Annotated in this window: 2 protein-coding genes; one reads left to right on the forward strand and one right to left on the reverse strand. The window is 70.9% G+C overall.

Annotated elements, in window-relative coordinates; genetic code table 11:
* Positions 1–60 precede the first annotated feature (60 nt).
* Entirely contained in the window at positions 61–1,782 is a 1,722-nt protein-coding gene (locus ACE026_RS06610) for a penicillin-binding protein activator (RefSeq protein ID WP_486038442.1), read from the reverse strand.
* 79 nt (positions 1,783–1,861) lie between these two features.
* Between ACE026_RS06610 and rsmI the strand changes: the two genes are divergently transcribed.
* Positions 1,862–2,683 (forward strand): 16S rRNA (cytidine(1402)-2'-O)-methyltransferase, encoded by an 822-nt coding sequence (gene rsmI / locus ACE026_RS06615; RefSeq protein ID WP_486038443.1) that lies wholly within the window; start codon positions 1,862–1,864, stop codon positions 2,681–2,683.
* Positions 2,684–2,954 lie beyond the last annotated feature (271 nt).

Consider the following 2,954-nt stretch of genomic DNA (forward strand, 5'->3'; position numbering starts at 1 on the left):
GGGGCTGCGCGGCGGCTCCCACCGCCGCGCCACGTATCGCGCGCCCTGTCGGCACGCGGATCAGTTGCTGCTGGCGATCGGCATCGGCCGGCCGCCGCTGAAGGTCGACCATGCCGGCACCCGCAGTACGTTGCCGTTGCTGTCCAGGAACAGGGTGCCGGTGGCGCCGGCCAGGCCGCCTTCGGTGGCGACCTTGTCCAGGTAGGCGCTGATCTTCCACGCATCGAAACCGAACGCGAACAGGCGACCGGAGGCGCCACGCGCCGAGGGCAGGATCTGCCCGGCGGTGGAGGCGGCCGGCAGGCCGGGCACGCCGCGCACGTTCCAGGCTTCGTTCGGATAGACGATGCCGTCCAGCGCCATGTCTTCTTCCGGCTTGCCGGCACCGACGGTCAGCTGCGAGGTGCCGACGCGGCTGGCGCCACCGGCACCGGCCAGCGCCAGCTGCGGGGTCAGTGCACGCGCCTGCGGCGCCTTCACTGCCAGCAACACGCCGTCGATGGCGCCGGCCGCACGCACCTGCGCGCCGATGTCGCCGACCGTGTCGCTCACGCCGATCGTCGCCACCACCTGGCCACCGCGCTGCGCGAAGCGCTCGCGGAAGGCGGCGGCGGCACGGCGGCCGTTGTCGTCGTTGCTGTGGATCACCAGCACCTTGCTGCGCTCGCGGCCGCGCAGGTACTCGGCGGCGATGATGCCGTCGTCTTCCGGGGCCAGCGAGAAACCGGCGCTGCCGGCCGGCGGGGTGTCCTTGCCGCGGTTCAGGGCCAGCACCGGCACCGGCAGTTCGCGGCGGCCGAACACGGCATCCACTTCATCGCGGCCGAGCGGGCCGACGATGAAGTCGGCACCGGCGGTCACCGCCTTGTCGTAGGCGGCCACGGCACCGGCGGCGGTGCCGGCGGTATCGATGAACTGGATGTCCGGGCGGCGGCGGGTTTCACCGTAGTAACCACTGAGCAGGCCATCGCGGACCGGCTGCGCGGCGGTGGCCAGGCGGCCACTGAGCGGCAGCAGCACGGCCATCTTCACGGGTGGACGATAGCCATCGCTCATCGCCGGCGGGCGCTTGCTGGTATCGAACTGCGAGGCGCCTTCACGATCGAACGGACGCGGCAGCGGCAGGCCACGGGCGATCAGCGCACGGCCGGCGAAGTTGTACAGCGGCTCATTGGCCGGCAGCGCCGCTGCGCGGGCGCGCAGGGTGGCATCGTCCAGCGTGCCGAGCAGGCCGGCGATGGCCTGCTGGTTGTCGCTGCGCGCCTTGCCGGTCAGTGCGGCGTGCGCACGGGCGCGCTCGAGCGCGGCACCGAGGTTGTCGCCGGTGGCCTGCAATGCGTTGGCGCGGGCCAGCTGCCAGCGGGTGCGCAGCGAGGGGGTGACCGCGTCGGTCGATTCCTTCAGCGCAGCCAGCGCCTGCGCAGGCTGCTTGTCGGCCAGCGCGAGTTCGGCCGTGGTCAGCTGGTAGCGCTGGAGGCTGGCGCCGCTGAGCTGGCGCGCGGTGACCTGGGCCAGCAGCGTGCGCGCGCGGGTGGCATCGCCGGCTTCATGCCAGGCAAAGGCGGCATCGGCCAGGGCAGCACTGCGGGCACCGCCGCGCAGGGTGTTGGCCAGCGCTTCCAGCTGGAGGGCCGCATCGCGCGGCTTGCCCTGCTCGATCAGCGCCAAGGCCTGGCTCTGGGCCGGCGAATCCGGCGCAGTGGTGAAGCTGGTCGTGGCGCAGCCGGCAAGCAGCATCAGCGACAACGAAAGGGCGGAGATCCGTACGACGGGCTTGTTCATGATCAGGTCCATTCGATGGGGGCAGCGGCCGTGGCCGGGGAACGGTACGATTCTACCCTTGACCACGGAAGAGCCGCTGATGAGTGCTGTCCCCACGCTGTATGTCGTTGCCACCCCGATCGGCAACCTCGCCGATCTGACCCCGCGCGCGCAGGACGTGTTGCGTTCGGTGGCCGCGATCTGCGCCGAGGACACCCGCCGCAGCGGCCAGCTGCTGGCCCACTTCGGCATCCAGCAGCCATTGGTGGCGCTCCATGACCACAATGAAGAAGCATTGTCGCAGCGGATCGTGGCGCGCCTGTTGGCCGGCGAGTCGCTGGCACTGGTCAGTGACGCCGGTACCCCGCTGGTGAGCGACCCGGGCTACCGCCTGGTCCGCGCCGCGCGCGAAGCCGGGATAAAGGTCAGCCCGATTCCCGGTGCCTGTGCGGCGATCGCCGCGCTCAGCGTGGCCGGCCTGCCGAGTGATCGCTTCACCTTTGAAGGCTTCCTGCCGGCCAAGGCCTCCGGCCGCCGCGAGCGCCTGCATGCGCTGGCCGGTGAAACCCGCACCCTGGTGTTCTACGAATCTTCGCACCGGATCACCGAATCCCTGGCGGACATGGTCGCCGCGTTCGGGCCCGAGCGCCCGGCGGTGCTGGCGCGCGAGCTGACCAAGCTGTTCGAGACCGTGCTGGATGGTGATCTGGCCTCGCTGCTGCAGCAGGTCGAGGCGGACGACAACCAGCGCAAGGGCGAGTTCGTGGTGATGGTGCAGGGCGCGGCCGACGATGAGGAGGCCCAGCTGGTCGCCGGCCGCCGCATGTACGCCAAGCTCAGCGAACACCTCCCGCCGTCCACCGCAGCCAAGCTCGCCGCCGAACTCACCGGGGCCCCCAGAAAAGCCCTGTACGGCGGTTGATCGCCGCACGTGGGCAGGTAGAGCTACCCCACGGGTGGCTGCACGTGGTGCCAAGGAAGGTAGAGCCACCCCATGGGTGGCTGCACGCGATGCCAGAACGTAAGGCAGCCACCCATGGGGTGGCTCTACCGGGCGTGCAGGAAACACCGCATTTGAGTAAGGCCCCACGCCAACCGTCTGGAGGCGCAGCCCCCTTTAGTAAAGGGGGCGCGGCGACAGCCGCGGGGAATTGGACGCTGGTGGCGCCCGGGGCCCCCGGTTTGCATCGCAA

Source organism: Stenotrophomonas sp. AGC87 (genome assembly GCF_057333975.1).

Coding starts and splice junctions, on each gene's coding strand:
- rsmI (WP_486038443.1), top strand. CDS start 1,862: ATGAGTGCTGTCCCCACGCTGTATGTCGTTGCCACCCCGATCGGCAAC.
- ACE026_RS06610 (WP_486038442.1), bottom strand. CDS start 1,782: ATGAACAAGCCCGTCGTACGGATCTCCGCCCTTTCGTTGTCGCTGATG.